We start from the raw sequence: 24,347 nt of genomic DNA on the forward strand, positions 1-24,347 counted from the left end.
TTTCATGCACTGGCTTTTAACACACTGTTGAGTTCTCAAGAAACGGACGCGTACTTCCTCACCAGAACCCGTTCCCGGATCCCCGCTCAGAGGCGCTCACATTTCATTTCCTTCAGTCTACCAGATCCGGACGATTCTTGTCAAACCACCCGATCCGGGAGCTTCCGGACCTGCTCCGTTTCGGAGCAACCCTGCTAACTTACTCTAACTTCCGGCCTTTGTCCAACCGCCAGGTCAGACAGCCCGAAAGTCGGGGTTGATCAGAAGGGGTGTCGGGGCTGATCGGCCCCGCGTTGAAAACTCTAGCAGCCCTGAGGACGTCGAAGGTCCATGTTCGGTAACGAATGGACCTTCCCCGCGTTCGTATGCTCTAAACCCCGAGCCCGGATAGCTGTGCCTCAAGGCGCGCGATGTCCGCGGCGGCCTGCTCGGCCCGGCCCCGGACCTTGGCGACCACGTCGTCGGGCGCCTTGGACATGAACTGCTCGTTGCCCAGCTTGCCCGCCGCCTGCGCGGCTTCCTTCCGGGCTGCGGCCAGATCCTTCTCCAGGCGCTTGCGCTCGGCCACGACGTCGATGGCACCCGCGGTGTCGATCTCCACGGTCACCGCGCCCACGCTGAGGCGCGCTGTGGCGTTGAACGTCTCCGCCGGCTCGGTCAGCCGCAGCAGCGCACGGATCGCCCTCTCCTGGGCCTCCAGCGGCGTGCCGGACAACCCCAGACGGGCGGCCACCTTCTGGCCGGGCTTGAGCCCCTGGTCGGAACGGAACCTGCGGACCTCGGTGACGAGCTCCTGCAGCGCGTCGATCTCGGCCTCGGCCGCCGGGTCGGCGTAGCGGGCGTCGGTCTGCGGCCAGGGGGCCACCACGATCGACTCGCCACCCGTCACCGCCCGCCACAGCTCCTCGGTGACGAAGGGCACCAGCGGGTGCATCAACCGCAGCAACGCGTCGAGCACGTGCCCGAGCACGAGCCGGGTGTGTTCGAGCCCCTCCCCGAGCTGGATCTTGGCCAGCTCCAGGTACCAGTCGCAGACCTCGTCCCAGGCGAAGTGGTAGAGCAGGTCGGAGGCCTTGGCGAACTCGTACTCGTCGAAGGCCGCGTCGGCGGCGCTCACCACGGTCTGCAGGCGGGACAGGATCCAGCGGTCGGCCGCGGTGAGGTCGAGCCCGTCGAGCGAGCCCACCGCCGCGCCGTTCATCAGCGCGAACCTGGTGGCGTTCCAGATCTTGTTGCAGAAGTTGCGCGAGCCGGCCGCCCATTCCTCGCTCACCGCCACGTCGGCGCCGGGGTTGGCGCCACGCAGCAGCGTGAAGCGGGTGGCGTCGGCGCCGAAGCGCTCGACCCAGTCGAGCGGGTCGACCACGTTGCCGAACGACTTCGACATCTTCTTGCCGTACTGGTCGCGGACCATGCCGTGCAAGGCCACGGTCTGGAACGGCGGACGGCCGTCCATGGCGTAGAGGCCGAACATCATCATCCTGGCCACCCAGAAGAACAGGATGTCGTAGCCGGTGACGAGCACGGAGGTCGGATAGAACTTCTCCAGCTCCGGGGTGGAGTCGGGCCAGCCGAGCGTGGAGAACGGCCACAGTCCGGAGGAGAACCAGGTGTCGAGGACGTCGGAGTCCTGGGTGTAGCCGGCCGGCGGTTCCTCGTCGGGGCCGACGCAGACGACCTCGCCGCCCGGGCCGTACCAGACCGGGATGCGGTGGCCCCACCACAGCTGACGGGAGATGCACCAGTCGTGCATGTCGTCGACCCAGTCGAAGTAGCGCTTGGCCAGCTCCGGCGGGTGGATGCGGGTGCGGCCGTCACGCACGGCGTCGCCGGCGGCCTTGGCCAGCGGCGAGACGTTGACGAACCACTGCAGCGACAGCCGCGGCTCCACCACGGTCTTGCAGCGCGAGCAGTGGCCGACCGAGTGCAGGTAGGGACGCTTCTCGGCGACGATGCGGCCCTCGGCGCGCAGCGCGGCGACCACGGCCGGGCGCGCCTCGAAGCGGTCGAGCCCCTGGAAGGGGCCGTGGGCGGTGATGACGCCGCGTTCGTCCATGACGGTGAGGGACGGCAGCGAATGGCGGCGGCCGATCTCGAAGTCGTTGGGGTCGTGGGCCGGGGTGACCTTGACCGCGCCGGTGCCGAAGGCGGGATCGACGTGCTCGTCGGCGACCACGGGGATCATGCGGCCGGTCAGCGGCACCTCGACCATCGTGCCGACCAGGTGGGCGTAGCGCTCGTCGGAGGGATGGACGGCCACGGCGGTGTCGCCGAGCATGGTCTCGGCGCGGGTGGTGGCCACGACGATCTCGTCGGAGTAGCGGATCGAGACCAGCTCGCCCTCGTCCTCGCTGTGCTCGACCTCGATGTCGGACAGCGCGGTCAGGCAGCGCGGGCACCAGTTGATGATGCGCTCGGCGCGGTAGATGAGCCCGTCGTCGAAGAGCTTCTTGAAGATGGTCTGGACGGCTCGTGACAGCCCCGGGTCCATGGTGAAGCGCTCGCGCTCCCAGTCGACGCCGTCGCCGAGCTTGCGCATCTGGCCGAGGATCCGGCCGCCGGACTCCTCCTTCCACTCCCAGACGCGCTCGACGAACGCCTCGCGGCCCAGGTCGTGGCGGGACAGACCCTGCTTGGCCAGCTCGCGCTCCACGACGTTCTGGGTGGCGATGCCGGCGTGGTCCATGCCGGGCAGCCACAACGTCTCGCGGCCCTGCATGCGGGCGCGGCGGGTCAGCGCGTCCTGGATGGAGTGGTCGAGCGCGTGACCGATGTGCAGGACGCCCGTCACGTTGGGCGGCGGGAGGACGATGCTGTACGGCACGCGCGAGCTGCCCGGGTCGGCGTGGAAGTAGCCTTCGGACACCCAGCGCTCGTAGCTACGGGTCTCGACGTCGGCCGGCGTGTATTGGGTGGGCAGCTCTTGCGTTGTCACAAGCACCAATTCTAGGGAGCCGGACAAGCGAAACGCCCCCGGGACGAACCCGGGGGCGTTTTTCGAGGACGGTCAGGCCGACTTCTCGCGCGGCGTGCGCTGCTGCTTGGCGGCGAGCTGGTCGCGCGGGACGAGCGTCGGGATCGCGTGTTCCAGCACCGACTCGCGGGTGATGACCACGCGGGCGACGTCCTGGCGGGAGGGCACCTCGTACATGACGGACTGGAGCACCTCCTCCAGGATCGCGCGCAATCCGCGGGCGCCGGTGCCGCGCAGGATGGCCTGGTCGGCGATGGCCTCCAGGGCGCCGTCGGTGAACTCCAGCTCCACGCCGTCGAGCTCCAGCAGCTTGCGGTACTGCTTGACCAGCGCGTTGCGGGGCTCGGTGAGGATCTGGATGAGGGCCTCGCGGTCGAGGTTGTGCACCGAGGTGATGACCGGCAGGCGGCCGACGAACTCGGGGATCATGCCGAACTTCAGCAGGTCTTCGGGCATCACGTCGCCGAAGATGTCGGCCGTGTCGACCTCTTCCTTCGAGCGGATGATGGCGTTGAAGCCGATGCCCTTCTTGCCGATGCGCGACTCGATGATCTTTTCGAGGCCGGCGAAGGCGCCACCGCAGATGAACAGCACGTTGGTGGTGTCGATCTGGATGAACTCCTGGTGCGGGTGCTTGCGCCCGCCCTGCGGCGGCACCGAGGCCGTCGTGCCTTCGAGGATCTTCAGCAGCGCCTGCTGCACGCCCTCGCCGGAGACGTCGCGGGTGATCGACGGGTTCTCGCTCTTGCGGGCGATCTTGTCGACCTCGTCGATGTAGATGATGCCCGTCTCGGCCTTCTTGACGTCGTAGTCGGCGGCCTGGATGAGCTTGAGCAGGATGTTCTCGACATCCTCGCCGACGTAGCCGGCCTCGGTGAGGGCCGTCGCGTCGGCGATGGCGAAGGGCACGTTGAGCATCTTCGCCAGAGTCTGTGCGAGGAGAGTCTTTCCCGACCCGGTCGGCCCGAGCAGCAAGATGTTGCTCTTGGCCAGCTCAAGGCCGTCGTCTCTACCCCGGTCACCGGACTGCACCCGCTTGTAGTGGTTGTAGACCGCCACCGAGAGCGCCTTCTTCGCCTTGTCCTGTCCGATGACGTAGGCGTCGAGGAACTCGTAGATTTCCCTCGGCTTGGGCAGGTTGTCCCACTTGAGCTCGGAGGACTCGGAGAGCTCCTCCTCGATGATCTCGTTGCAGAGATCGATGCACTCATCGCAGATGTAGACGCCTGGACCGGCAATGAGCTTCTTGACTTGCTTCTGACTCTTCCCGCAGAAAGAGCACTTCAGCAGGTCTCCCCCGTCGCCGATGCGTGCCACCCCAGATACTCCTTTGCGTGGGACCGCCCTGCTCACGCGAGCAGTGTCTCCGGACATCCTCCGGACTAGGCCGAACCGCTCAGGTTTCGACGTTACCGTCTTCTGGGCCCTCAGTGAGCCCCCTAGCGGCGAGTCGCACCGGAACGTGCCCTATTGGGCAGCGCTCCGGTGCGTCACATCTCAACTAGGAAGCGACGGCCTGAGCTCGTTTCTTCCTGGTCGGGATGATGTCGTCGATCAGACCATACGCCTTTGCCTCGTCCGCGTTGAGAATTTTGTCGCGTTCGATGTCCTTGCGGATGTCGGCGGAGGCCTTGCCCGTGTGCTTCGCCACGATGTCCTCGAGGAGGGATCGCATGCGGAGGATCTCGCGGGCCTGGATCTCGATGTCGCTTCCCTGGCCACCGCCCTCGGTGGAGGGCTGGTGGATCAGCACCCGGGCGTTGGGCAGCGCGAAGCGCTTGCCCGGGGTGCCGCCGGCCAGCAGCACGGCCGCGGCGGACGCGGCCTGGCCGAGGCAGACGGTCTGGATCTCCGGCCGGACGAACTGCATCGTGTCGTAGATCGCCGTCATGGCCGTGAACGAGCCGCCGGGCGAGTTGATGTAGATGCTGATGTCACGGTCGGGGTCGAGCGACTCCAGCGTCAGCAGCTGGGCCATCACGTCGTTGGCCGACGCGTCGTCGATCTGCACTCCGAGGAAGATGATGCGGTCCTCGAAGAGCTTGTTGTACGGGTTCATCTCCTTCACGCCGTAGGACGTGCGCTCGACGAAGGAGGGGAGAACGTAACGGCTCTGGATGTTCATGTCAGCTCCCCCTAGGAGACCGGGCCCACGGAGGGCACCTGCCGCGCGCTGCGCACCACGTGATCGATGAAGCCGTAGTCCTTCGCCTCCTCGGCCGTGAACCAGCGGTCACGGTCGGAGTCGGACTCGATCTGGTCCAGCGGCTGCCCGGTGTGGAAGGCGATCCGCTCGGCGAGCGTCTTCTTCACGTAGAGCATCTGCTCCGCCTGGATGGCGATGTCGGCCGCGGTGCCGCCGATGCCGCCGGACGGCTGGTGCATCATGACGCGGGCGTGCGGCAGGCCGTAGCGCTTGCCGCGGGCGCCGGCGGTGAGCAGGAACTGCCCCATGGAGGCGGCCATGCCCATCACCACCGTGGACACGTCGTTAGGCACATATTCCATCATGTCGTAAATCGCCATACCGGCACTCACCGAGCCCCCCGGCGAGTTGATGTACAGCGTGATGTCGCGCTCGGGGTCGTCGGCCGCGAGCAGCAACAGCTCGGCGCAGATCCGGTTGGCGATCTCGTCGTTGACCTCCTGACCGAGCACGATGATGCGCTCACGCAGCAGGCGCTGGTAAAGCTGGTCCTCAAGCCGGAAGGACGAGCCGTTCTCACGGCCTCGCGACTCAGGCTGATAGAAGGTCGGCGGGCTGGTCACAGCGTCACCTTCCGATGCGTCGTAAGTGATTGGCTTTGCTTGTGACCTTAACGCGCGACGCCCACAGGTCATGCCCGGTCCCCCGTACTGTTCGCTGACGGCGCAGGTCTGGGTGGCCGGCCTTCTGTCAGACTACGCCGTTCCTCCACGTCCAGCTCATGGTCCGGCTCTGTGGGCGATTCGACAGGGATGGCGCCGTGCTGGTGGGGCTCGTGGAGCTTGTGAGGTTGCGTACCGGTGGATGCCGTCCGGCGGCGCGGAGGCGGTCGCGCGGGCGGTGGCGGTGAGGGGCTGCCGAGCCGTCGAAGGGCGGGCCGCGCGCCTGAGGGGCCGTTCGCGCCCCGCGGGATCGTCAGGTGCCTTGTGGGCGCGTACACGCGCTCGGCCGTGCTCTCGGACGCGGGAGGCGCGCCGCCGCGGCCGCACAACACGAAGCCCCCGAACCCATGGGGTTCGGGGGCTTCGGGGAAGGTCAGGCTTCGGCCTTCTCCTCGGACTCGGCGGCCTCGTCGGCCTCCTCCTCGACCGGGGCGCCGTTGATCTCGGCGTAGATGGCCTTGAGGTCGACCTCGTTGCCCTCGCTGTCGACGACCTTGGCGGCGTCGCCCAGCACGGACTTGGCCTTGTCTCGGACGATCTCGACCATGGCCAGCGTGAGCTGGTCGTTGTCGGCCAGGTGCTTGGCCAGCTCGTTGGGCTGGACTCCCATCTCCATGGCGCGGCGCACCACGAAGTTGGTCAGCTCCTGCTCGTTGACGCCCAGCTCCTCGGCCTTGACGATCTTGTCGAGCACGAAGCCGACCTTGAGCGCCTTGGCGGAGTTGTTGTCGAACTCGGCGAAACGCTCCTCCTCCGTCGTCTGGTACAGACGGAAGAAGGCGTCACGGCTGAGGCCGCTCTCGGCGATCTGGTGGTCGAGGTTGTGCTTGCGGGCGTCGACCTCGGCCTTGAGCGCGCTCTCGGGCAGCGGGATGTCGATCTTCTCAAGCAGGGCGTCGAGGGCCTTCTCGCGGGCCTGGACGACCTGGTCGATGAGCTTGTTGCGGCGGGCCTGCTCGCGGATGCTGGCCTTGAGCTCGTCGAGCGTGTCGAACTCGCTGGCGAGCTGGGCGAACTCGTCGTCGAGCTCGGGCAGGACCTTCTCCTTGACCGACTTGACGTTGATGATCACGTCGGCCTCCTCGCCGGCGTTCTCGCCGCCGACGAGCTCGGTCTTGAAGCTCTTCTCCTCGCCCGCGGACATGCCCACGAGGGCGTCGTCGAGGCCCTGGAGCACCGAGCCGGCGCCGACCTCGTAGGAGACCTCGCTGGCCTGCTGCTCCTCGATGTTCTCGCCGTTGATCTCGGCGCGCAGGTCCATCACCACGAAGTCGCCGTTGGCGGCCGCGCGCTCGACGCCGGTCAGCGTCGCGAAGCGCTGGCGCAGCGAGTCGAGCTGGGCGTCGACGTCTTCGTCGGAGACCTCGGCGGAGTCGACGGTGATCTCGGCGCCCTGGTAGTCGGGCACCTCGAAGTTGGGCCGGATGTCGACCTCGGCGGTGAACTCGATCTGCTCACCGTCGTCGATCTTCGTGACCTCGATGTCGGGCTGGCTCACCGGGAACACGTCGACCTCGTCGACGGCCTGGCCGTAGAGCTTGGGCACCGCGTCGTTGAGGGTCTCCTCCAGCACTACCGCCCGGCCGAAGCGCTGCTCGATGATGCGGGCCGGAACCTTGCCAGGCCGGAACCCGGGGACGCGCACCTGCTGCGCGACCTTCTTGTACGCCGCATCCATGCTCGGGCGCAGCTCTTCGAACGGCACCTCGACGGTGAGCTTGACCCGGGTCGGGCTGAGCTCCTCGACAGCGGTCTTCACGGAATGGTCTCCTTGATCAAGCTACGAGTGATCGCGGGCGCGTCCATTCGGTACGGCTCACGCGCCGCGCCCACATGAGCGGCGTTGGGCATGCTCCGCCACGGCGGGATCCAACGCCGATGGCCAGTCTAGGGCAGATGCGTACCGAACAACGACGCCGTCGCCGTCAGAACTCCTCGGCGATCGTCCGCAGCAGATCGATCGTCTCATCAGGAGTGGTGCTCACGGCGCACAGCCGCTCCATGACCTCCGTGTATCGGTCCACGTCCTCACGCTTGTCCAGGTACAGGGCGCTGGCCAGTTGCTCGACGTAGACGACGTCGGGCAGGTCGCGGTCGGGGAAGCGCAGGATGCTGAAGGCGCCGCCCTCGGCGCTGTGGCCGCCGAAGCTGAACGGCATGATCTGGATGGTGATGCTGGGCTGCCGCATGAGGTCGATGAGGTGTTCGAGCTGGGCGCGCATGACCTCGACGCCGCCGATGGGCCGGCGCAGCGCCGCCTCGTCGATCACGGCCCAGAAGACGGGACCGTCCGGCCGGTCGAAGATGCGCTGGCGTTCGAGCCTGAGGTCGACCCTCCTGGCGATCTCCTCCGCCGCGATGCCCGCCGCTCCGGCGGTGACGACCGCCCGGGCGTACTCCTTGGTCTGCAGCAGTCCCGGCACGAACTGGACCTCGTAGGTCCTGATCCGGGCGGCGGCCTCCTCAAGGCCGACGTACGCCTGGAACCAGGTGGGCAGGACGTCGTTGAACCGGTGCCACCAGCCGGGTTCGTTCGCGGTGGCCACCAGGTCGAGGACGGCGGCTCGCGCCTGCGGGTCCACGACGCCGTACAGGGTGAGCAGGTCGGAGACGTCACGTTCCTTGAACCCCACCCGGCCCAGCTCCATGCGGCTGATCTTGGATTCGGAGCCCCTGATGAGGTGCCCCGCCTCCTCGCGGGTGACGTTCTTCGCCTCCCTGAGCTTTCGCAGCTGGGAGCCCAGGAGGATGCGCAGCGCCGTCGGCCCGGAACCCGGCTGGTTCTGCGTCACGTTGCCTCCTATCAAGGTCCGCACACACAGTGACACCACATTGCCGGGTATGACAAGGTCTCAACCTCGTGTCCGATTAGGAGAGATTTGCCCCAAAAGGCGCATGCTGTTGCACATTGCAGCTGCACGTGCATTTGGGTCTTGCAGCCGCCGCGTTCGTGACCCATGATGGCTTAGTGCATTGTGGGCCAAACATGCACTAAACCGAGGGCTACGGGGAGGTATCGGCGGCATGGTGGAGGATCCTCTGGCCACTGCCGATTGCCTGCAGATCACCCGTGAGGTGGGGTTCGACCACCTGCTCAAGGGCGGGAAGCCGAACACGACCGCGTGCCCGCTGCCCTTCCAGGCCGACTCGGTGAAGACCGCCAGGGACGTGACCCGCTCCACACTGCGGGGATGGGGCCTGCACGAGCTGAGCGACGACGCCGCGCTCGTGGTGTCCGAGCTGGTGACGAACGCCGTGCGGTACGCGATGTACGCGGCCGGCCGGCGGGAGATCGAGCTCTTGCTGATGCGCGTGTCGCCGCACGTGCTGCTGGCGGTGGCGGACCCGAGCGACGAGGTGCCGCGCCGCAAGGAGCCGGACTTCATCTCCGAGAACGGGCGCGGCCTCTACATCGTCGAGACCTACAGCCAGTGCTGGGGCTGGGACCCGCTCGACCGCGGCGGCAAGGCCGTGTGGGCGTTGTTCCGCGCCGAAGAGGGTTCCGAAGAGGGCTGAGCCCTCGGCCTGGCCGTTACTCGCCGGTGGCGCCGTCGATGCGCTCGCGCAGCAGGTCGGCGTGGCCGTTGTGGCGCGCGTACTCCTCGATCATGTGGACGAGGATCCAGCGGTGGGTGCAGTCCTGGCCGTTCCGGTCGCCCACGGCGTCGAGGGGCTTGGCGGCCGAGATGGCGCGGGCGCGCTCGATCTCGTCCTGCCAGGTGGCGAACGCCTCCTCCACCGAGGCGTCGTCCACGTCGTTGAAGTCGGCGTCGTTGTCGACGTCCTTGTTCCACAGGCGGGGGATGTCCTCGCCGTTCAGCACGCGGCGGAACCAGACACGCTCCACGTGCGCCAGGTGCCGGACCAGGCCGAGCAGCGACATGGCGGACGGCTCGGCGGAGCGGAGCCTGAGCTGCTCGTCGGTCAGGCCGGCGCATTTGACGGCCAGCGTGCCGCGATGCCATTCGAGCCAGTTGCCGAGCACGGTCCGTTCGTCGCCGGTGAGGGGCGGAGGCACACGATTGTCTGTCACGCCTCGACCTTAATGGGCACTTCGTCCGGGTCCGCGAACCAAGAAGGCCCCCTCCGCGTCGGAGGGGGCCGAGGAGCTGGTCGGGGCGACAGGATTTGAACCTGCGACTTCTTGCTCCCAAAGCAAGCGCGCTGCCAAGCTGCGCCACGCCCCGCCTCGCCGGGTGCGCATGCGGTCCGCGACTCCGGTACGCTTACGCCCTGACGACCGGATGAAGTCTAGACCAGAGTTCGACCGGTTCGCGCGGACGTAGCTCAATGGTAGAGCCCTAGTCTTCCAAACTAGCTACGCGGGTTCGATTCCCGTCGTCCGCTCTCGCAGGCGAAAGGCCAGGTCATCCCCGGTTCGGGGGGCCTGGCCTTTTGTGATCTTCGGGGGCGTAGGCTGGCGTCGATGCGTGCACGTCCGATCTCCCGGGAGGCGCTCGTCGAGGAGCTCGCCGAGCTCGTCGCCGCGCGGCCCAAGGACGCCTGGGTGCGGGTGGCGGTCGACGGAGCGCCCGCGGCGGGGCCCGGCGCGCTGGCCGACGAGCTGGTCGCGCCGCTGCGGTTGCGCGGCAGGCCCGTGCTGCGGGTGTCGGCGGGTGACTTCCTGCGGCCGGCCTCGCTCCGGCTGGAGCACGGCCGGACCGATCCCGACGTCTTCTACGAGGACTGGCTCGACGTCAAGGGCCTGCTGCGCGAGGTGCTCGAACCCTTGGAGCCGGGCGGCTCGGGGCGGGTGCTGCCGGCGTTGTGGGACAGCGGGATCGATCGCGCGTACCGGCTGCCGTACCGGGAGCTGGCGCCGGGCGGGGTGGTGCTCGTGGACGGCACGCTGCTGCTGGGACGGGGGCTGCCGTTCGAGGTGAGCGTGCACGTGTGGCTGTCGGCGGGGGCGCTGGCGCGGCGCACGCCGCAGGACGAGCGGTGGCGGCTGCCGGCCTACGAGCGGTACGAACGCGAGGCGCGCCCGCAGCGGGCCGCCGACGTGGTGGTCAGGGCCGACCATCCGGACCGGCCGGCGGTGCTGACGGACGGCTGAGCCCGAGCAGCGCGTCCAGCTCGGCGACCGCCTGGGCGTTCGAGGTGAAGCGCACGGCGTGCAGGCCGGCCGCGCGGGCGCCCTCGACGTACGGCTCGTGGTCGTCGAGGAACACCGTGGCGGCGGGGTCGGCGCCGAGGGCGTCGCAGGCCATCAGGTAGATGCGCGGATCCGGTTTGCGCACTCCCGCCTCGTGCGAGTAGACGATGTGGTCCACCAGGCCGGCGTAGCCGTACGCGGCCTGCTCGCGTTCCCTGGCGCCGACGAAGCTGTTGCTCACCAGGCCCGTGCGGTAGCGCGGACGCAGGGCGCCCAGGTACGCCATGAGCTCGGTGTTGGGCGTGCCGAGGTACTCCGTCCAGACGTCGTCCATGAACGCCCCGGCGTGCGCGCCGAGCACCTTGGTCACCTCGGCGCCGGCCTGCTCCTCCGTCATCTCGCCGACCGCCCCGGCCAGCCAGGTCGGCTCCAGCTGGGCGTCGATGTGCCCGGCGGGCAGCCCGAGCTTCTCCTCCCACCTGGCCGTCACGCCCAGGGACGGCGTCAGCTCCAGCACCCCGCCGATGTCGAACACGACCGCATCGATTTTCATATGCTCCTCCTGTGAACTGATTCAACCAAGGTAAAGAAGGAACGTGTCCGTGTCCAGACCCTTGACGGCCCACAGGGGCGGCTCAAACTGAAACGGTGATCCCTGGCAACTGGTACAACATCGTTCCCGATCTTCCCGTGCCGCCTCCGCCGCCGCTGCATCCCGGCACCCGCCGTCCCGTGGGGCCGGACGACCTCGCGCCACTGTTCCCCATGGAGCTCATCGCGCAGGAGGTCAGCGGCGACCGCTACGTGCCCATCCCCAAGGAGGTCATCGACGTCTACCGGCTGTGGCGGCCCACGCCGCTGATCAGGGCGCACCGGCTGGAGAAGGCCCTCGACACGCCGGCCCGCATCTACTACAAGTACGAGGGCGTCTCACCGGCCGGGTCGCACAAGGCGAACACCGCCGTGCCGCAGGCGTACTACAACGCCAAGGAGGGCGTGCGGCTGCTGACCACGGAGACCGGCGCGGGACAGTGGGGGTCGGCCCTGGCGTTCGCCTGCGCCCAGTTCGACGTCGAATGCCGGATCTGGATGGTTCGGGCGTCCTACGACCAGAAGCCGTACCGGCGCTCGCTCATGCGCGTGTACGGCGCCATCGTCCACCCCAGCCCCTCCCCCCTCACCGGCGCGGGCAGCAAGGCGCTGGCCGACGACCCCGCCTCCCCCGGCAGCCTGGGGCTGGCGATCAGCGAGGCGGTCGAGGTGGCCGCCGCGACCCCCGAGGCCCGGTACGCGCTCGGCTCGGTGCTCAACCACGTCCTCATGCACCAGACGGTGATCGGCGAGGAGGCCCTGGCGCAGCTGCCCGAGCTGCCCGACCTGGTCATCGGCTGCACCGGCGGCGGCTCCAACTTCGCCGGTCTGGCCTTCCCCTTCCTGCGGGAGAAGCTGGCCGGACGGATCGGCACCCGGTTCAGGGCGGTCGAGCCGGCCGCCTGCCCGTCGTTCACCCGCGGCGTGTACGCCTACGACTTCGGCGACACCGCCGGGCTGACGCCGCTGCTGAAGATGCACACCCTCGGGCACTCCTTCGTCCCCGACCCGATCCACGCCGGCGGGCTGCGCTATCACGGCATGGCGCCGCTGCTGTCCCACATGTACGAGCTGGGGCTGTTCGAGGCGGTGACCCGTACCCAGAGCGAGTGCTTCGAGGCGGGTGTGCGCTTCGCGCGGACCGAGGGCATCGTCCCGGCCCCCGAGCCCACGCACGCGCTGGCCGAGACCATCGCCGAGGCCCTGCGCTGCAAGGAGAGCGGCGAGGAGAAGGTGATCCTCACCGCGCTGTGCGGGCACGGCCACTTCGACCTGGCCGCCTACGACCGCCACCTGGCCGGCGAACTGGAGGACTACTCACTTCCGCAGGAGCGCCTCGACCAGGCGCTCAGCGAGCTGCCCGGCTGAGATGACACGGGTGGCCGCGAGATCCGCGGCCACCCGTGTTCAGTTCGCGTTCGGGCGCTTCCCGTGGTTCGCCTTCTTCTTCTTGCGCGCCCTGCCCTTGCGTGCACGTTTCGCCATGGGCTCACCTCCGACGGTCGGGATCGTGACCTACAAGGTCTCCCCTGCCCGCGGGCCGCACAAGCGATACGCCGCGACCTAACATTCCTCAACAAACTCGTGTCATAATTTGGTGGAATCTGTTGGAAGGGGTGGGCGTGCTCGCACAGCAGCGTCAGCAGACGATCCTCGAACGCGTACGCAGCAGCGGCGGCGTCCGGGTGGCCGACCTCGTGCGCGAGCTCGGCGTCTCCGACATGACGATACGCCGCGACCTTGAGGTGCTGGCCGAGCGCGGGCTGCTGGAGAAGGTCCACGGCGGCGCGACGGCCCTCGGCCCCGGCTCGACCGAGGAGCCCGGCTTCACCGCCAAGTCCGCCCGCCAGCAGCAGGAGAAGGAGGCCATCGCGCGGCACGCGGCCACCCTCGTACGGCCGGGCACCGCCGTGGCCCTCTCCGCCGGCACCACCACGTGGGCGCTGGCCCACCACCTCGTCGCGGTGGCCGAGCTGACCGTGATCACCAACTCGATCCCCGTCGCCGAGGTCTTCCACCGCAACCCGCGCGCCGACCGCACGGTCGTGCTGACCGGCGGCGTGCGCACGCCCTCCGACGCGCTCGTCGGCCCCGTGGCGGTGGCGGCCATCCGCCGCCTGCACGTGGACACGCTCTTCCTCGGGGTGCACGGCATGAGCCTGCGCGCCGGGTTCACCACGCCCAACCTCCTGGAGTCCGAGACCGACAGGGAGCTGGTGGCCGCGGCGCACCGGCTGGTGGTCCCCGCCGACCACACCAAATGGAACACGGTCGGCATCAGCACGATCGCCGAGCTGACCGAGGCCGACGTGGTCATCAGCGACGCGGGGCTGCCCGAGGAAGCACGCACCGAGCTGGCCGAACGGGCCGGAGAACTGATCATCGCGGAGGGCACGCCTTGAAGCGCACCATCACCCACCTGGCAGACGGCCGAGAGCTGATCTACTTCGACCGGCGCGACGACGCCGACCGGAGCGCGATCGACCGGCGGCCGCTCGATCCGCGGCCGGTGGCCTCCGAGCTGCGCTACGACCCGCTGACCGAGGAGTGGATCGCGATCGCCGGCCACCGGCAGACGCGGACGTTCCTGCCGCCGGCCGACGAGTGCCCGTTGTGCCCGTCATCCGCCACGCGGGCGTCGGAGATCCCGGCCCATGACTATGACGTGGTGGTGTTCGAGAACCGCTTCCCCTCTTTCTCCGGAAATTTTGGGACTTACGGGGATGTCGGCGGCCTGAGTGAGGTGCGGCCGGGTGTCGGACGTTGTGAGGTGGTGTGCTTCACCTCCGACCACTCCTCCTCCTTCTCCAGGCTCTCCAACGCGCAGGTCAGGCTGGTCATGGAGGCGTGGGCCGACCGCACGGCCGAGCTGTCCGGCATGGAGGGTGTCGAGCAGGTGTTCTGCTTCGAGAACCGGGGCGAGGAGATCGGCATCACGCTCCCCCACCCGCACGGGCAGATCTACGCCTATCCCTACGTGACCCCGCGCACCAAGCTCCAGCTGGGGGCCGCCTCTCGGCACACGGGCGGCAACCTGTTCGCCGACGTGCTGGCCGCCGAGCAGGCCGCCGGCACGCGGGTGGTGGCCGCCAACGAGCTCTGGACGGCGTTCGTGCCGGCCGCCGCGCGCTGGCCGTTCGAGGTGCACGTGTATCCGCACCGGCAGGTGCCCGACCTGGCGGCGCTGTCGGAGGAGGAGCGGGCCGCGTTCGCGCCGCTGTACACCTCGGTGCTGCGGGCGCTCGACGCGCTGTTCGGGGTCGCGATGCCGTACATCTCGGCCTGGCACCAGGCGCCGGTGCGGTACGGTCGCGAGCTGGCCTACCTGCGCCTGGAGCTGTTCAGCATCAGGCGGGCGCCCGGGAAGCTGAAGTACCTGGCGGGCTCGGAGTCGGCCATGGGGGCCTTCGTCAACGACGTGCTGCCGGAGGAGGCGGCACGCATGTTGCGATCACGAATTGATCACTAATTGGTTTCTCATTAAAGTCGCATGACTCGTGATCTACCACTAATATCCCGTTAGACATCGGCCATAACGGTCGTTGTACGCCTAATCCCGGGCGTGTTGCCCGGGAGCCGGGGACCCATCGCATCCGGGGTGAATCCGCGCAAGTGGTAGGGACTGCTCCCGTGCCCGAACCCGTCAGCTAACCCGGCCGGCAGAGGGAGAGGAACAACCACGTGGCGGCTTCGTCCCCCGCGAGTCTCGCCGTCGGTCTCATCACCGCCACCGCCCTGCTCGTCCATCCGGCCGCCGCCTCGGTCTCCGGGGCAGCCGCCGTGGCGGCCGCGCCCAAGCCGTCCGAGGCGCAGCTGCGGGCCCAGCTCAAGGAGCTCAACCGCAAGGTCGACAAGCTCATCGAGACGTACAACCTCAAGCGGGTCGAGCTGGCCAAGGCCCAGCAGGCCGCCACCGCGGCCCAGCAGCGGCTCACCGCCGCCGAGCAGGCGCTGGCCACGGCCGAGCAGCGGGTCGCCGAGATCGCCCGGCTGCGCTACCAGAACGGCGACACCTCCCTGCCGGCGTTCATGATGACCCCGGACGGCGGCGGCGCGGCCGTGCTCGAACAGCTCACCGCCGAGCAGCAGGCGGTCGTGGACAGCGTGGCCAAGGCCCGCGACGACCAGAAGAAGGCCGCCACGGCCGCCGCCGCGCTCGCGACGGAGCTGAAGGCGGGCACGGCGGAGGTGGCCGAGCAGCGCGACGACGCCCAGGACGTCATCGACGACATCAAGAAGAAGCTCCAGGACCTGGTGCCGTTCGGGCCGGGCAAGAAGTCCGACGGGAGCTGGGCGCCCGAGCTGCCGGCCGGCTCGGACAACATCACGCCGCGCACCCGGCTGATGCGCGCGCAGGTGCAGAAGAACTTCTCGCTGCCGTACGAGGTGGGCTGCTTCCGGTCCGGCTCCAGCGGCGAGCACCCGCTCGGCCGGGCCTGCGACTTCATGATGAGCACGGGCGGCACCATGCCGAGCGCCGTCAACAACGCCCTCGGCGACCGGCTGGCCGACTGGGCGCTGAAGAACAAGGCCAAGCTGGGCGTCAAGTACGTGATCTGGAAGCAGCGCATCAACCAGGGCTCGGGCTGGCGCTCGATGTCCGACCGCGGCAGCATCACCGAGAACCACTACGACCACGTGCACATCTCGATGAACTAGCCGCGGACCGGCGGCTCAGCGGATGCCGGTGAGCTTGTCGGGGTTGGTGACGGAGTAGACGGCGGCGATCCGGTCGCCCTCGGGCGTGAGATCGACGACGACCACGGCCAGCGGCCCGTCACCGGAGAAGACGAGCGCGCACGGGTCGCCGGCCACCCGCCGGTAACGCAGGTCCACCGCGCCCGGGGTCAGCGTCGCGGCGACGGACATGAACAGCGCCGCCACCTGGTCCCGGCCGTGGACCGGCTGCAGGCTGGTGGCCGGTCCCTTGCCGCCGCCGTCGGTCCACAAGGTCACCTCCGGCGCCAGCACCTCCAGCAGGGCCCGCAGGTCACCGCCGAGGGCGGCCGCGGCGAACCGCTCGGTCACCTCGGCGTGCACGTCGGGCTGGGTCCGGTGACGAGGACGGCGCGCGTGGACGTGGCGGCGCGCGCGGGCCGCGAGCTGCCGGACCGCCGCGGGCGTGCGCCCGAGGATGTCGGCCGTCTCCGGGTGGCTGAATCCGAACACCTCGTGCAGCACGAAGACCGCTCGTTCCAGCGGTGACAGGGTCTCCAGCACGACCAGCACCGCCATCGACAACGACTCCCCGCTCTCGGCGGCGCCTCCGGTGTTGTCGGGGGCCGTGACCAGCGGTTCCGGCAGCCAGGGGCCGACGTAGGTCTCCTGCCGACGGCTCAGGTCCGCCCGCCGGGCGAGCGCCTGGTTCACCGCGATCCGCACCAGGTAGGCCCGGACGTTCTCCACCGGTCCGGCGTCCGGCCTGCGGTGCCGGGCGGACCAGGCCAGCCACGCCTCCTGCAGCACGTCCTCGGTGTCGGCGACGCTGCCGAGCATGTTGTAGACCACGGAGAACAGCAGTTCCCGGTAGCCGAGGAACTGCTCGGTGGCGGCGTCGGCGGGGTGCCGCGGGGTCGGTGTCATGGCGTGCCTCCTCGTCTGTCGTAACCGAAGAGCCCCGATGCGTGGCGATTGTGACATGAAGGCATCAAGCGTGATCTATGCCACTCATGTCACAGTTCCCGGCCGGTTGCCCCTCTGTGGTGGCGTCACGACTCACAAGGGAGAGCTTCGATGCGTACATTGATCCGCGACGTCAGGGTGTTCGACGGCGAGCAGACCGTCGCGACGGCCGACGTGATGATCGAGGACGGCCTGATCGCCGCTGTCGGCAGCGGCGCGGGCCACCCGGCCGACGCCGAGGTGGACGGCACGGGCAGGACGCTGCTGCCCGGCCTGATCGACGCGCACACCCACGTGTTCGACGGCAGCCTGGCCCAGGCCCTGCGGTACGGGGTCACCACCGAGCTCGACATGTTCTGCCTGCCGCAGATCCTCGCCGGGCAGCGGCGGCTGGCCGCCGAGAACGACGACGTGGCCGACCTGCGCAGCGCCGGCACGCTGGCCACCGCCCCGGGCGGGCACCCGACCCAGTTGCTGACGGCCCTGGCGGGCACCGTCCTGGACGGGCTCGACGTCACGGCGATCGACTTCGTCTCCGACCCGGCGCAGGCGCCGGCGTTCGTCCAGGCCAGGCTGGCCGAGGGGGCCGACTACCTCAAGATCGTCATTGACGACGGCGCCGTGCACGGGGCCGACCTCCCCGTCATGACGGCGGAGGTCGCCGCCGCCCTGGCCGCGGCGGCGCACGAGGCGGGCCTGCTGGTCGTCGCGCACGCGGTCACCGCCGCCGAGGTGGGGATCGCGCTCGACGCCGGCGTCGACGGCCTGGCTCACGTGTGGACCGACCTGACGCCGGACGACCCGGCCTCGCCGCGCCTGGCCGGGCGGGTGCGCGATCAGGGGGTCTTCGTGGTGACCACGCTGGCCTACTTCGAGGCGATCACGGCTCAGCACGTCGAGACCGCCGACTGCGCCCGCCCGGGCAGCTCCGCCAACGCCGTCGGCGCGCTGCGGGCCCTGCGCCGCGCGGGCGTGCCGCTGCTCGCCGGGACGGACGCCACGCCATTTGTGCCCGCCCACGGCGCCGGCCTGCACCGCGAGCTGCGGTTGCTCACCGAGGCCGGGCTCGGCGCCGAGGAGGCGCTGGCCGCCGCGACCAGCGTGCCCGCCCGGCACTTCGGGCTGGCCGACCGCGGCCGGATCGCCCCCGGTCTGCGCGCGGACCTGGTGCTGGTCGAGGGCGACGCCACCCGGGACGTCACCGCCGTCGGCGACATCGCCGAGGTCTGGCGTCGCGGGGTGCGCCAGGCGCGGTGACCCCCGCCCGTGACGCGCCGGCCGGGTCAGCCGAGCGTGAGGGGGTTGACCAGGTCGGCGTAGACCAGCAGACCGGCCATGATGATCAGCACGAACGCCATTGCGTACGTGAGCGGCAGCACCTTGGCGATGTCGACGTAGCGGGGCTCGGGGCGGCGCAGGATCTTGGCGTAGCCGCGCTTGATCCCCTCCCACAGGCCGCCCGCGATGTGGCCGCCGTCGAGGGGCAGCAGCGGGATCAGGTTGAACAGGCCGATCGCCAGGTTGAACCCGGCCAGCAGGCTGACGAAGGTGAACAGCTTGCTCTTGTTGGACATGTCGGAGGCCAGGATCTCGCCGCCGAGCCGGCCCGCGCCCACCACGCCGACCGGGCCCTCGGGGTCGCGCTTGTCGCCGGAGAAGGCGGCGTTCCAGACGCCGACCATCTTCGCCGGCAGGTTGACCATCGAGCCCACGACGCGGCCGGTCAGGTCGCTCATGTAGCCCGGCACCTGCCCGATGCTCTGCTGCTCGAAGACCTGGGAGGGCACGACGCCGAGGAACCCGACGCCCTTGTCGATCTTGGTCTCGTCGGTCGGGTTCGCCATGTCGCGGGCGATGAGGGTGACGTCGAGCGTCATCGGCCTGCCGTCGCGGACGATGCCCAGCTTGACGGGGCCGGCGCCGTGGCCGCGGATCAGGCGGGTGGCGTCCTGCCAGGTCGCGATCTTCTGGCCGTCGAGGGAGACGATGTGGTCGCCGACCTTGACGCCCGCCTTGGCGGCCGGGGTGCGCTCGTCGGTGGGCGCGCACGTCTTGCGCACCTCGGTGGTGGGGATCACGCACGTGTTGGTGTCGGGCGACACGATCGGGGCGGTCTTGGGCAGGCCGATGCCGACCAGCAGGACGCTGAAGAAGATGAAGGCGAGCACGAAGTTCATCGCCGGGCCGCCCGACATGATGATGATCTTCTGCCACCACTTCTTGCGGTAGAAGACGCGGTCCTCGTCGCCGGGCCGCACCTCCTCCATGGCGGCCTCGCGGGCGGTCTCGATCAGGCCCTGCCACGGCCCGGTCGACGCGCTGCGCAGCCTGCCGGGGGCGTCGCCGGGACGCGGCGGCAGCATGCCGATCATGCGGATGTAACCGCCGAGCGGCAGCCACTTGATGCCGTACTCGGTCTCGCCCCTGCGGATGGACCAGGCCGTCGAGCCGAAGCCGACCATGTACTGGGTGACCCGGACGCCGAAGATCTTGGCCGGCACGAGATGGCCCACCTCGTGCAGGCCGACGGAGACCATCAACCCCACCAGGAACAGAAGGATCCCGGCGACAAAGAGCCAGTTCATCTACGCGCGCTCCAGGCAGACAGACGGTCTCGACGTTCCCAGACTAGTCGAACTCAGCACATCCCTCGGGCTTGCCCGCACTTTGGTGAATCAACGGACCGCATTGACAGTAAGCGATCAGCCGATCACCCTGGGAGACGATGGAGGGGGACGTCTTGATCCGCATACTCATCGCCGAACACCTGCCCTTGGTGCGACGCGGTCTGCAGGCCACGCTCGAAGCCGAGCCCGACCTGCGGGTGGTCGCCGAGACGGGCAGCCCCGACGGTGTGCTGCCGGCCGCGCGGTCGAGCGCGCCCGACGTCGCGATCGTCGATCTCGACCTGCCGGGCCTGCCGGTCGCCACGCATCTGACCGAGCAGGTCCCCCGCTGCTCGGTGCTGATCCTCTCCGCCCGGCCGAGCCCCGGCCAGGTGCGCAGGGCGTTCAACGGCAGCGTGCTGGGGTTCATGAGCCTGCGGGTGGCGCCCGAGCGGCTGGCCGAGGGGGTGCGCCAGGTCGCCGCGGGCGGGCGGGCGGTGGAGGCGGAGCTGGCGGTGGCGGCCCTGCAGTCGGCCGCCAACCCGCTCACCCGGCGGGAGCTCGACGTGCTGCGCATCGCGGCGGGCGGGGCGAGATCGACCGAGATCGCCGACCAGTTGTTCCTGTCGGTCGGCACCGTGCGCAACCATCTGTCGCGGATCATGTGCAAGACGGGCGCCCGCAACCGGCTGGACGCCGTGCGCATCGCCAGCGACAGCGGCTGGTTGTAGCGGCTGGTTGTAGCGGCTGGTTGTAGCGGCTGATTGTGCGGGACCGGACGAGATGACGGGCCCGGTGGAGCCGCGCCGCTCCGCCGGGACCCGAACAGTCGAATGATCTCAGCCCGCCGAACCCGTTGCCAGTGACCGCCATCACGACCTGACCCATGTGAAACGTCACTACGGACGCCAGATCAACACCAGCGCGCAGTCGTCGTTGTGGCCCGAGGACATCGCGTTGACCAGCGCCCTGGCGCCGTCGCGGAAACCGGAGGGCAGCAGCCGTTCGGCCTCGCCGAGCAGCCGGTCGAGGCCGGCGTCGATGTCGCGCCCCGGCTGCTCGATCAGGCCGTCGGTGTAGAGCAGCAGCGCGTCGCCCTTGCGCAGGGTGCCGCTGTCGGGCTCGCAGTGGAGGTCGGGCACCACGCCGAGCACCACGCCCTTGGCCGAGGCGACCTGCCAGTTGCCGGTGCCCGAGTCGAGCTTCACCACCGGCGGATGGCCGGCCGAGGTGATCGTGTAGTCGCCGGTGGCGAGGTCGAGGCGTACGTGCACGGCCGTCACGAAACCCTCGTCGCCGCGCTGGCGGTGGAGGTAGGCGTTGCACGCGGGCAGGAAGTCGTCGACCGAGCCGAGCAGCCCGCCGAACGTGCCCGACAGCAGCAGCGCGCGGGTGCCGGCGTCGACGCCCTTGCCGGAGACGTCGACCAGGGCGATCTCCACGGAGTCGCCGTCGCGCATGGAGACCAGGAAGTCGCCGCCGAACGACGAGCCCCCGGCCTGCTTGAGCACCACCTTGCCGCCCCAGTCCTTCGGCAGCGGGGGCAGCTCGCCCTGGCTCCTGAGCCGGTCGCGCAGCTCCAGCAGCATCGCGTCGCCGCGCAGCCCCTGGACGCCGAGCTTGCCCCGGGTACGGGCCATGAGCACGGCGAGCACGGTGGTGAACACGATCGTCACCGTGAGCCCCAGCCCCACCCGCGCCACCCCGAGCGTGGCCGCGACGTAGGTCAGCGCGACGCCCACCGCCACCAGCAGCTTGACCAGGCTGCGCAGCCGCAGCTGCAGCCCGCCGATCAGGGTGACCAGGATGAGCAGCGACGGCGAGAACCACTCGGTGGACACCTTCGCCGCCAGCAGCCCGATGACGAGCGAGAGCACGGTCAATGTGATGAGCAGGTTGCGGTCACGGGCCAGCGGCCCTCTCCGGACGAACCGGACGGCGGACACCAGGAACGGCACCCGCACCAGGACCGCACGGACCCGTGGCGGAATCAACGGCGCCGGACGGGAACTCATGATGCGTGTGACTGTATCGGTCTGACCCCTGTTTGGGCAGCCCACTTGACCAAGGCCTTGATCATTAAGCACGGATATTGGGTGGCCGTCCCCCTTTGCCCGCTCCTACCGTGGACGGATGACCTATCCGATCCGTCCCATTGACGAATCCGAGTGGCCGGGCTTCGCCGGCGTGCTCGCAGAGGGGTTCGGCTGGACGCCGCATCCCACCCAGGACGAGCGGTACAAGGCGGCCACGGAGTTCGACCGCACCCTGGTCGCCTTCGACGGCACCACCATGGCGGGCGTCACGTCCGTCTTCAGCCTCACGATGACCGTCCCCGGCGGACGCCAGATCCCCGTGGGCGGGGTGACCGCGGTCAGCGTGCTTCCCTCGCACCGCCGCCGCGGCGTGCTGTCCGCGCTGATGCGCCGGCAGCTGTCCGACATCCGCGACCGCGGCGAGTCGGTGGCCGCCCTCTACGCCTCCGAGTCGCTGATCTACGGCAGGTTCGGGTACGGACGGGCGGCCAGCGAACTGTCGTACAAGATTGACAAGCACCGCTCGGCCTTCGTGCGGGACGCCCCCACCGACCCGGCGCTCCGGCTCAGGGTGGTCTCCCCCACCGAGGCCAGGGCCGAGTTCGAGAAGGTGTTCGCCGCCGTCGTGACCCGGCGTCCGGGCCGGTACGAGCGCACCCGGCACGTCTGGGACGCCTTCCTGGCCGACGAGGAGCACGACAGGGGCGGCTGGGGCTCGCTGCGCGCGGTGCTCGCCGAGGACGACCAGGAGGTGCGCGGTTACGCGCTGTTCCGCACCAAGTCGGCGTGGGACGCCAACGGCGTGCCCAGCGGCGAGCTGCGGGTGTTCGAGCTGGAGGCGACCGATCCGGCGGCCTACGCCCTGCTGTGGCGCGACATGCTGGACCGTGACCTGATCACCAGGCTGGAGGCGGAAGCCCGGCCGGTGGACGACGCCCTGATCGCGCTGCTCGCCGACTCCCGCCAGCTGCGCGCGACCTGGTCCGACGAGCTGTGGGTACGCCTGGTGGACGTCGACCGGGCCCTGACCGCCCGCGCCTACGCGGCCCCCGTGGACCTGGTGATCGAGATCGAGGACGACGTGTGCCCCTGGAACGCCGGTCGCCGGCGGCTCACCGCCGACACCACCGGCGCGGAGTGCAAGCCGGTGGACGACGAGCCGCACCTGACGGTGCCGGTGTCCGCGCTCGGCTCGGCGTACATGGGCGACGGCCTGCTCGGCGCGCAGCTCGACGCGGGCCTGCTGCGCGAGCACACGCCGGGCGCGGTGCGGGCGCTGGCCGCGGCCATGGCGTGGAGCCCCAAGCCGCTGGCCGGGCTGGTGTTCTGAGACACACGACGTAGGCTCTTGAGCATGGCCCTGCAAAGTCTGCAGATCACCGCGACCATCGCCATGCGGGCCCGCGACGTGTCCAGGCCGTCGAAGGAGCAGCAGGAGGCCGCCGACCGGCGGCCCCTGCGCGACGAGACGCCCCGGCGCGAGGCCAGGCGCAAGACCTAGGGCAGCGAGGGCAGCTGGCCGATCGTCTCGTAGGTGGTCAGCTGCGCGATGCGCCTGCTGTGGCGCTCGCTGCCGGAGAAGGAGGTGGTCAGGAAGACCTCGACGAACCTGGTCGCCTCCTCGGTCGTGTGCATGCGCGCGCCGATGCTGACGACGTTCGCGTTGTTGTGCTCGCGGGCCAGCGAGGCGGTCTCCTCGCTCCAGGCCAGGGCCGCGCGGATGCCGCGCACCTTGTTGGCCGCGATCTGCTCGCCGTTGCCCGAGCCGCCGATCACCACCCCCAGGCTGCCGGGGTCGCCGCCCACGCCCTCGGCGGCGCGCAGGACGAACGCCGGATAGTCGTCCTCGGCGTCGTAGACGAAGGGACCGCAGTCGGTCACCTCGTGGCCGTGGTCCTTGAGCCAGGACACGAGGTGGTTCTTGAGCTCATAGCCGGCATGGTCGGCACCGATGTAGACACGCACCCGTCCAGTCTTCCACAGCCCCGCCGATCCCACTCGCTGGCTAGAGTAAGGACCCCTACCGTTCCCCAGTCCTTACGAAAGTGGAGACGCATGCGTGAGATCCGCGTCATCGGCGATCCGGTGCTGCGCACGCCCGCCGAGCCCGTCACCGACTTCGACCGCGAGCTGCGCCGCCTGATCGAGGAGATGTTCCAGGCGATGTACGCGGTCAACGGCGTGGGCCTGGCCGGTCCGCAGATCGGCGTGTCGCGGCGGCTGTTCGTCTATGACATCGCCGGGCGCAAGGGCCATGTCGCCAACCCCGTGCTGACCGTCGACGATGCCGAGGAGGTCTCCGACGAGGAGGGCTGCCTGTCGGTGCCCGACCGCCGCACCCGCACGCCGATCTACGCCCCCGTCGCACGGGCCGCGGGCGTCACCGTCGAGGGCGTCGACCGGCTCCAGCGGCCCGTGCGCATCAAGGCCCGCGGCTCGCTGGCGCGCTGCTTCCAGCACGAGACCGAGCACCTCGACGGCAGGCTGTACGTCGACCGCCTGCCGAAGGACGAGGCCCGCAGGATCATGCTGCGCGCGTAGGCCGCGGCGGGCCG

The 24,347-nt window shown here is 69.6% G+C and carries 24 protein-coding genes, 2 tRNA genes and 1 riboswitch; of the genes, 12 read left to right on the forward strand and 14 right to left on the reverse strand.

Going from position 1 to position 24,347, the window contains the following annotated elements; all coding sequences use genetic code 11:
- Nucleotides 1-370: 370 nt before the first annotated feature.
- The 6 genes from ACIBQ6_RS49145 to ACIBQ6_RS49170 form a co-directional block, all read right to left on the reverse strand.
- A complete protein-coding gene (locus tag ACIBQ6_RS49145) occupies nt 371-2,944 on the reverse strand; it encodes a valine--tRNA ligase (protein WP_387653135.1) in 2,574 nt (857 codons plus the stop codon).
- 63 nt (nt 2,945-3,007) lie between these two features.
- Nucleotides 3,008-4,291 (reverse strand): ATP-dependent Clp protease ATP-binding subunit ClpX, encoded by a 1,284-nt coding sequence (clpX, locus tag ACIBQ6_RS49150; protein WP_185067261.1) that lies wholly within the window; start codon nt 4,289-4,291, stop codon nt 3,008-3,010.
- Between the two features lie 184 nt (nt 4,292-4,475).
- Nucleotides 4,476-5,099, reverse strand: a complete 624-nt coding sequence (locus ACIBQ6_RS49155) for an ATP-dependent Clp protease proteolytic subunit (RefSeq protein ID WP_352323604.1) — start codon at nt 5,097-5,099, stop codon at nt 4,476-4,478.
- 11 nt (nt 5,100-5,110) lie between these two features.
- Nucleotides 5,111-5,743, reverse strand: coding sequence for an ATP-dependent Clp protease proteolytic subunit (locus ACIBQ6_RS49160; RefSeq protein ID WP_352323605.1), 633 nt, complete (start codon nt 5,741-5,743; stop codon nt 5,111-5,113).
- Between the two features lie 472 nt (nt 5,744-6,215).
- On the reverse strand, nt 6,216-7,601 hold the full coding sequence (tig, locus tag ACIBQ6_RS49165; RefSeq protein ID WP_397219425.1) for a trigger factor: 1,386 nt from the start codon (nt 7,599-7,601) through the stop codon (nt 6,216-6,218).
- 166 nt (nt 7,602-7,767) lie between these two features.
- Nucleotides 7,768-8,634, reverse strand: a complete 867-nt coding sequence (locus ACIBQ6_RS49170; protein WP_352360394.1) for a helix-turn-helix transcriptional regulator — start codon at nt 8,632-8,634, stop codon at nt 7,768-7,770.
- 232 nt (nt 8,635-8,866) lie between these two features.
- On the opposite strand from ACIBQ6_RS49170, the gene ACIBQ6_RS49175 reads away from it, so the two are divergent.
- The gene (locus ACIBQ6_RS49175; protein WP_358294636.1) at nt 8,867-9,358 is read left to right on the forward strand and encodes an ATP-binding protein; all 492 of its coding nucleotides are present in this window, start codon (nt 8,867-8,869) and stop codon (nt 9,356-9,358) included.
- Between the two features lie 16 nt (nt 9,359-9,374).
- On the opposite strand, the gene ACIBQ6_RS49180 is transcribed toward ACIBQ6_RS49175, so the two are convergent.
- The gene (locus tag ACIBQ6_RS49180) at nt 9,375-9,875 is read right to left on the reverse strand and encodes a DinB family protein (protein WP_358294638.1); all 501 of its coding nucleotides are present in this window, start codon (nt 9,873-9,875) and stop codon (nt 9,375-9,377) included.
- 77 nt (nt 9,876-9,952) lie between these two features.
- A tRNA-Pro gene (locus ACIBQ6_RS49185) sits at nt 9,953-10,029 on the reverse strand.
- 89 nt (nt 10,030-10,118) lie between these two features.
- Between ACIBQ6_RS49185 and ACIBQ6_RS49190 the strand changes: the two genes are divergently transcribed.
- Together ACIBQ6_RS49190 and ACIBQ6_RS49195 are read left to right on the forward strand one after the other, a co-directional pair.
- Nucleotides 10,119-10,189 (forward strand) — tRNA-Gly (locus ACIBQ6_RS49190).
- A gap of 79 nt (nt 10,190-10,268) precedes the next feature.
- Nucleotides 10,269-10,898 (forward strand): uridine kinase, encoded by a 630-nt coding sequence (locus tag ACIBQ6_RS49195; protein ID WP_358294640.1) that lies wholly within the window; start codon nt 10,269-10,271, stop codon nt 10,896-10,898.
- Here ACIBQ6_RS49195 and ACIBQ6_RS49200 read toward each other — a convergent pair.
- Nucleotides 10,852-11,490 (reverse strand): HAD family hydrolase, encoded by a 639-nt coding sequence (locus ACIBQ6_RS49200; protein ID WP_397219427.1) that lies wholly within the window; start codon nt 11,488-11,490, stop codon nt 10,852-10,854. The two genes, ACIBQ6_RS49195 and ACIBQ6_RS49200, sit on opposite strands and share 47 nt — an antisense overlap.
- 95 nt (nt 11,491-11,585) lie before the next feature.
- Here ACIBQ6_RS49200 and ACIBQ6_RS49205 point away from each other — a divergent pair, with 95 nt between their 5' ends.
- Entirely contained in the window at nt 11,586-12,896 is a 1,311-nt protein-coding gene (locus ACIBQ6_RS49205) for a TrpB-like pyridoxal phosphate-dependent enzyme (RefSeq protein ID WP_397219429.1), read from the forward strand.
- A 39-nt stretch (nt 12,897-12,935) separates the two neighbouring features.
- On the opposite strand, the gene ACIBQ6_RS49210 is transcribed toward ACIBQ6_RS49205, so the two are convergent.
- On the reverse strand, nt 12,936-13,013 hold the full coding sequence (locus ACIBQ6_RS49210) for a 50S ribosomal protein bL37 (RefSeq protein ID WP_397219475.1): 78 nt from the start codon (nt 13,011-13,013) through the stop codon (nt 12,936-12,938).
- 137 nt (nt 13,014-13,150) lie between these two features.
- Between ACIBQ6_RS49210 and ACIBQ6_RS49215 the strand changes: the two genes are divergently transcribed.
- The 3 genes from ACIBQ6_RS49215 to ACIBQ6_RS49225 all read left to right on the forward strand — a co-directional run bounded on the left by ACIBQ6_RS49215 (nt 13,151) and on the right by ACIBQ6_RS49225 (nt 16,187).
- Nucleotides 13,151-13,930 (forward strand): DeoR/GlpR family DNA-binding transcription regulator, encoded by a 780-nt coding sequence (locus ACIBQ6_RS49215; protein ID WP_352360430.1) that lies wholly within the window; start codon nt 13,151-13,153, stop codon nt 13,928-13,930.
- Nucleotides 13,927-14,997, forward strand: coding sequence for a galactose-1-phosphate uridylyltransferase (galT, locus tag ACIBQ6_RS49220; RefSeq protein ID WP_358294646.1), 1,071 nt, complete (start codon nt 13,927-13,929; stop codon nt 14,995-14,997). Before ACIBQ6_RS49215 ends, galT begins: the two co-directional genes overlap by 4 nt.
- Before the next feature lie 68 nt (nt 14,998-15,065).
- A riboswitch (cyclic di-AMP (ydaO/yuaA leader) is annotated at nt 15,066-15,204 on the forward strand.
- A gap of 5 nt (nt 15,205-15,209) precedes the next feature.
- A complete protein-coding gene (locus ACIBQ6_RS49225) occupies nt 15,210-16,187 on the forward strand; it encodes a hypothetical protein (RefSeq protein WP_397161717.1) in 978 nt (325 codons plus the stop codon).
- 15 nt (nt 16,188-16,202) lie between these two features.
- On the opposite strand, the gene sigJ is transcribed toward ACIBQ6_RS49225, so the two are convergent.
- A complete protein-coding gene (gene sigJ / locus ACIBQ6_RS49230; protein WP_397219430.1) occupies nt 16,203-17,111 on the reverse strand; it encodes an RNA polymerase sigma factor SigJ in 909 nt (302 codons plus the stop codon).
- Between the two features lie 150 nt (nt 17,112-17,261).
- Here sigJ and ACIBQ6_RS49235 point away from each other — a divergent pair, with 150 nt between their 5' ends.
- Nucleotides 17,262-18,407 (forward strand): amidohydrolase family protein, encoded by a 1,146-nt coding sequence (locus ACIBQ6_RS49235; protein WP_397219432.1) that lies wholly within the window; start codon nt 17,262-17,264, stop codon nt 18,405-18,407.
- 26 nt (nt 18,408-18,433) lie between these two features.
- On the opposite strand, the gene ACIBQ6_RS49240 is transcribed toward ACIBQ6_RS49235, so the two are convergent.
- Nucleotides 18,434-19,735 carry a M50 family metallopeptidase gene (locus ACIBQ6_RS49240; protein WP_358294654.1) on the reverse strand — a complete coding sequence of 434 codons (1,302 nt, stop codon included), beginning with the start codon at nt 19,733-19,735 and terminating at the stop codon, nt 18,434-18,436.
- 155 nt (nt 19,736-19,890) lie between these two features.
- Here ACIBQ6_RS49240 and ACIBQ6_RS49245 point away from each other — a divergent pair, with 155 nt between their 5' ends.
- Nucleotides 19,891-20,487, forward strand: a complete 597-nt coding sequence (locus ACIBQ6_RS49245) for a response regulator transcription factor (protein WP_397219433.1) — start codon at nt 19,891-19,893, stop codon at nt 20,485-20,487.
- Nucleotides 20,488-20,655: 168 nt separating this feature from the next.
- Here ACIBQ6_RS49245 and ACIBQ6_RS49250 read toward each other — a convergent pair whose 3' ends face one another.
- Nucleotides 20,656-21,771, reverse strand: a complete 1,116-nt coding sequence (locus ACIBQ6_RS49250) for a PP2C family protein-serine/threonine phosphatase (protein ID WP_352323620.1) — start codon at nt 21,769-21,771, stop codon at nt 20,656-20,658.
- Between the two features lie 118 nt (nt 21,772-21,889).
- Between ACIBQ6_RS49250 and ACIBQ6_RS49255 the strand changes: the two genes are divergently transcribed.
- Entirely contained in the window at nt 21,890-23,122 is a 1,233-nt protein-coding gene (locus ACIBQ6_RS49255) for a GNAT family N-acetyltransferase (protein WP_358294655.1), read from the forward strand.
- Nucleotides 23,123-23,146: 24 nt separating this feature from the next.
- On the forward strand, nt 23,147-23,293 hold the full coding sequence (locus ACIBQ6_RS49260; protein WP_352360444.1) for a hypothetical protein: 147 nt from the start codon (nt 23,147-23,149) through the stop codon (nt 23,291-23,293).
- Here ACIBQ6_RS49260 and ACIBQ6_RS49265 read toward each other — a convergent pair.
- The gene (locus ACIBQ6_RS49265) at nt 23,290-23,757 is read right to left on the reverse strand and encodes a ribose-5-phosphate isomerase (protein ID WP_352323623.1); all 468 of its coding nucleotides are present in this window, start codon (nt 23,755-23,757) and stop codon (nt 23,290-23,292) included. The two genes, ACIBQ6_RS49260 and ACIBQ6_RS49265, sit on opposite strands and share 4 nt — an antisense overlap.
- A 90-nt stretch (nt 23,758-23,847) precedes the next feature.
- Here ACIBQ6_RS49265 and def point away from each other — a divergent pair, with 90 nt between their 5' ends.
- Nucleotides 23,848-24,333, forward strand: coding sequence for a peptide deformylase (def, locus tag ACIBQ6_RS49270; protein ID WP_352360448.1), 486 nt, complete (start codon nt 23,848-23,850; stop codon nt 24,331-24,333).
- Nucleotides 24,334-24,347 lie beyond the last annotated feature (14 nt).

The sequence above is a fragment of the Nonomuraea sp. NPDC049655 genome, from assembly GCF_044465465.1.
GTDB lineage: Bacteria > Actinomycetota > Actinomycetes > Streptosporangiales > Streptosporangiaceae > Nonomuraea.